This window comes from Streptomyces sp. DI166 (assembly GCF_900091315.1).
GTDB lineage: Bacteria > Actinomycetota > Actinomycetes > Streptomycetales > Streptomycetaceae > Streptomyces > Streptomyces fuscus.
Map to the genome: position 1 here is coordinate 1 of NZ_FLSP01000199.1, position 4,311 is coordinate 4,311.

Genomic DNA, 4,311 nt, shown 5'->3' on the forward strand with positions numbered 1-4,311 from the left:
TCGGGCCCCGGAAACCCGGAGCCCGGAGGAGGGCCCGAAGAAGGAACCCGCGGTCCTACGCCGCCAGCCCCAGCGCGGCCATCCGCTTGGTGTGCGCCTCGGTGATCCGCGAGAACATCCGCCCGACCTCCGCGAGGTCGAAACCGTCCGCCACACCGCCCACGAGCATCGTCGACAGCGCGTCCCGGTCCGCGACCACCCGCTGGGACTGCGACAGCGCCTCGCCCATCAGCCGCCGCGCCCACAGCGCGAGCCGCCCGCCCACGCGCGGGTCGGCGTCGATCGCGGCCCGGACCTTCTCCACCGCGAACCCGGCGTGCCCCGTGTCGTCCAGGACCGCGAGCACCAGCTCACGGGTGTCCGAGTCGAGCCGCGCCGCGACCTCCCGGTAGAAGTCACTGGCGATCGAGTCACCGACGTACGCCTTGACCAGGCCCTCCAGCCAGTCCGAGGGCGCCGTCTGCTTGTGGAAGCCGTCCAGCGCGGCGACGAACGGCTCCATCGCCTGGGTGGGCTCCTCGCCGATCGACTTCAGCCGGTCGCGCAACTGCTCGAAGTGGTGGAACTCGGCCGAGGCCATCTTCGCCAGCTCCGCCTTGTCCGCCAGGGTCGGCGCCAGCTTGGCGTCCTCCGCGAGCCGTTCGAACGCCGCGAGCTCCCCGTAGGCCAGCGCGCCGAGCAGATCGACGACCGCGGCACGGTACTGCGGATCGGCGGAGGCGGTGGCCCAGTCCTGGGCGGCCACTCCGGTGTGCTCGACGGGGGCGTCCTTGCTGTCGGCGGCGGGGTCAGGCTTGTCAGAGGTGGTCATGCAGCGCACAATAGCCCGCTTGCCGCGCGGGGGAAGTCCCTGGTCAATCAGTGTGACGACGACTACGTGACCAATTCGGCCATCGCATGTGCGCGTTTCCGGGGTATGGTGGTAATGCGCCTGCTGAGTACGTCGACGCAGTTCGACGGTGTCTCGACGGGCCGCGTGTATGAGGATGCCCGGTCGGTGGCCCGATCGGCTCCGACCCGACAGCCCCTCGTCCGTACGGCACAGTGCGTACGGATCGACGGGGGGACACCCTCAGCGGTACGAGCGCTAGAGCGTCGGCAGTGGTCCCGTGCCTTACGGCCCGACCGTATGGCAGCCGACGTCCCCCGGCACGGTCGCACAGACCCCCTGCGCTCGCCTCGCACCGCGCACACAGAAGAGGCAGCACCCTGACTACGACTTTCCGAGAGCTCGGAATCCTTCCTGAGACGGCCGAGGCCCTTGAGGCCGTCGGCATCGTGAACCCCTTCCCCATCCAGGAGATGACGCTCCCCGTCGCCCTCTCGGGCACCGACGTCATCGGCCAGGCCAAGACCGGTACCGGCAAGACGCTGGGCTTCGGCCTTCCGCTCCTTGAGCGCGTCACCGTCCCGGCCGACGTGGAGGCCGGGCGCGCCAAGCCCGAGGACCTGACCGACGCCCCCCAGGCGCTCGTCGTCGTCCCCACCCGCGAGCTGTGCACGCAGGTCACCAACGACCTGCTGACCGCCGGCAAGGTGCGCAACGTCCGCGTGCTCGCCATCTACGGCGGCCGCGCCTACGAGCCCCAGGTGGAGGCCCTGAAGAAGGGCGTCGACGTCATCGTCGGCACCCCGGGCCGGCTGCTGGACCTGGCAGGCCAGAAGAAGCTCAACCTCAAGCACATCAAGGCGCTCGTCCTGGACGAGGCCGACGAGATGCTCGACCTGGGCTTCCTGCCCGACGTCGAGAAGATCATCGGCATGCTCCCGGCCCGCCGCCAGACGATGCTGTTCTCGGCGACCATGCCGGGCGCGGTGATCGGTCTCGCCCGCCGCTACATGTCGCAGCCCACCCACATCCGCGCCACCGCGCCGGACGACGAGGGCGCGACCGTGGCCAACATCGCGCAGTTCGTCTACCGCGCGCACTCCATGGACAAGCCGGAGATGGTCGCGCGCATCCTGCAGGCCGAGGGCCGCGGGCTCGCGATGATCTTCTGCCGCACCAAGCGCACGGCGGCCGACATCGCCGAGCAGCTCCAGCGCCGCGGTTTCGCCGCCGGCGCGGTCCACGGCGACCTGGGCCAGGGCGCCCGTGAGCAGGCGCTGCGCGCCTTCCGCAACGGCAAGGTGGACGTCCTCGTCTGCACCGACGTCGCCGCCCGCGGCATCGACGTCGAGGGCGTGACGCACGTGATCAACTACCAGTCGCCGGAGGAGGAGAAGACGTACCTGCACCGCATCGGCCGTACGGGCCGCGCGGGCGCGTCGGGTACGGCGATCACCCTCGTCGACTGGGACGACATCCCGCGCTGGCAGCTCATCAACAAGGCGCTGGGCCTCGGCTTCAACGACCCCGTGGAGACGTACTCCACCTCCCCGCACCTCTTCGAGGAGCTGAGCATCCCCGCGGGCACCAAGGGTGTCCTGCCGCGCTCGGAGCGCACGCGCGCCGGGCTCGCGGCGGAGGAGGTCGAGGACCTCGGTGAGACCGGCGGTCGCGGTGGTCCGCGTGGCCGTGGCGGGCGCCGGGACGAGTCCCGTTCCGACGACCGCGAGCGCCCGGCACGTACGCCGCGCCGCCGTCGCCGCACCCGCGGCGGAACCCCGCTCGACTCCGCGGACGCCCCGGCCGGTACGGACGCCGCCGAGGCGACTCCGGCGGCCGAGGAGGCCACCGCGACCCGCACCCCGCGCCGCCGTCGCCGCACCCGCGGCGGAGCGGCTCCGGAGCAGGCGCAGGCGCAGGCCGCCGAGGTGGCTGTCGACACCGCCGAAGGTGCCGTCGAGGTCGCCCCGGCCGCCACGACCGAGCCCGTCGCCGAGGCCACGCCGCGCCGCCGCCGGACCCGTAAGTCCGCGGAGCCGGAGGTCACCGCGGCGGAGACCGTCGTCGAGGCACCGGCGCCGGTCGTCGAGCCGGAGGCACAGCCCGAGCCCGAGGCGAAGCCGCGTCGTACGCGCAAGGCCGCCGAAGCCGCCGTGGACACCGCCGAAGCAGCCGAGGCCAAGCCCAGGACGCGCCGCACGCGGAAGACCGCCGAGGCCACCCCGGAGACGGACACCACCGCCACCGAGACCAAGCCCCGCCGCACCCGCAAGGCCGCCGAAGCCGCCGTCGACACCGCCGAAGGCACCGAGACCAAGCCGAAGGCACGCCGCACCCGCAAGGTCGCCGGAGACCGCCGACATCCCGGCCCAGGCCGCGGAGGAGCCGACGGCGCCGCGTCGCCGGACCCGCAAGGCGGCGGAGGCTCCGACCGAGGCCGCTGCCGAGGCGAAGCCGAAGGCGCGCCGCACCCGGAAGGCCGCGGTCGCCGCGGAGTCCACGGAGAGCTGATCTCCCAGCCTGCCGAGAGGCCCGGTCCCCCGTTCGGGGGGCCGGGCCTTTCGCGATCCCGCACCAGGCATCCGGCCCAGCGCCCGCGCCCCGCCCGCTACTCTCGACCCCCGTGACCGCTCACGCCCCTCTCGCCCCGCCCGCCCCCGCTCGCGCGTACCGCCTCACCACCGCGCGCGGCGACTTCGCCGTCGTGGACTGTCCGGTGCCGGACGGAGTCGAGCAGCGCGGTGTCGCGCTGCTGCTGCCCGGGTTCACCGGGAGCAAGGAGGACTTCACGCTGCTGCACGCGCCGCTCACGGCGCGCGGGTACCGTACGGTCGCAGTGGACGGGCGGGGACAGTACGAGTCGGACGGGCCGGCGGACGACGAATCGGCCTACGCGCGGATCGAGTTGGCGCGGGACGTGCTCGCCCAGGCGGCGGCCGTGGGCGCCCCGGTGCACCTCGTCGGGCACTCCCTCGGCGGGCAGATCGCCCGTGCCGCGGTCCTGCTGGACCACTCCCCGTTCCGGTCGCTGACGCTGATCTCGTCGGGCCCCGCGCAGATCTCCGCCGCGCAGCAGGAGCGTGTGAAGCTGCTGCGGGACGCGCTCACCGTGATGACGATGGCCGAGTTGTGGGAGGCGATCCTGGCGATGGGCCCGCCCGAGGAGGTCGGCGGCCCGGCACGCGGGCTCGGCGGCCCCGACCAGCTGCGGCGCCGCTGGTTCGGCAACAAGCCCGCGCAACTCATCGCCACCGGCCACCAGTTGTGCACGGAGCCGGACCGGGTCGCCGAACTGGCCGCCGTGCCACTGCCGTTCCATGTCGTGTCCGGCGAGAAGGACGACACCTGGCCGGTACCCCTCCTCGACGAGATGGCCCTGCGGCTCGGCGCCCGCCGCACGGTCGTCCCCGGCGCCGAGCACTCTCCCAACGCCGACCGGCCACAGCCCACGGCCGCGGCCCTCGCCGATTTCTGGGACGAGG

At 73.3% G+C, this 4,311-nt stretch carries 2 protein-coding genes and 1 pseudogene; 2 read left to right on the plus strand and 1 reads right to left on the minus strand.

Annotated features, from left to right (window positions below):
- Positions 1 to 55 precede the first annotated feature (55 nt).
- Positions 56 to 811, minus strand: a complete 756-nt coding sequence (locus GA0115233_RS39555) for a ferritin-like fold-containing protein (protein WP_176712115.1) — start codon at positions 809 to 811, stop codon at positions 56 to 58.
- Between the two features lie 491 nt (positions 812 to 1,302).
- Here GA0115233_RS39555 and GA0115233_RS39565 point away from each other — a divergent pair.
- Both GA0115233_RS39565 and GA0115233_RS39570 read left to right on the plus strand, forming a co-directional pair.
- Positions 1,303 to 3,340, plus strand: a pseudogene (locus tag GA0115233_RS39565) (DEAD/DEAH box helicase).
- A gap of 112 nt (positions 3,341 to 3,452) precedes the next feature.
- Positions 3,453 to 4,311 (plus strand): alpha/beta fold hydrolase (locus tag GA0115233_RS39570; protein WP_093725598.1); only part of this gene is annotated, 859 nt, incomplete at its 3' end.

Excerpts from the sequence above, each read along its gene's own strand:
- GA0115233_RS39555 (WP_176712115.1), bottom strand. The coding sequence starts at position 811 with ATGACCACCTCTGACAAGCCTGACCCCGCCGCCGACAGCAAGGACGCC.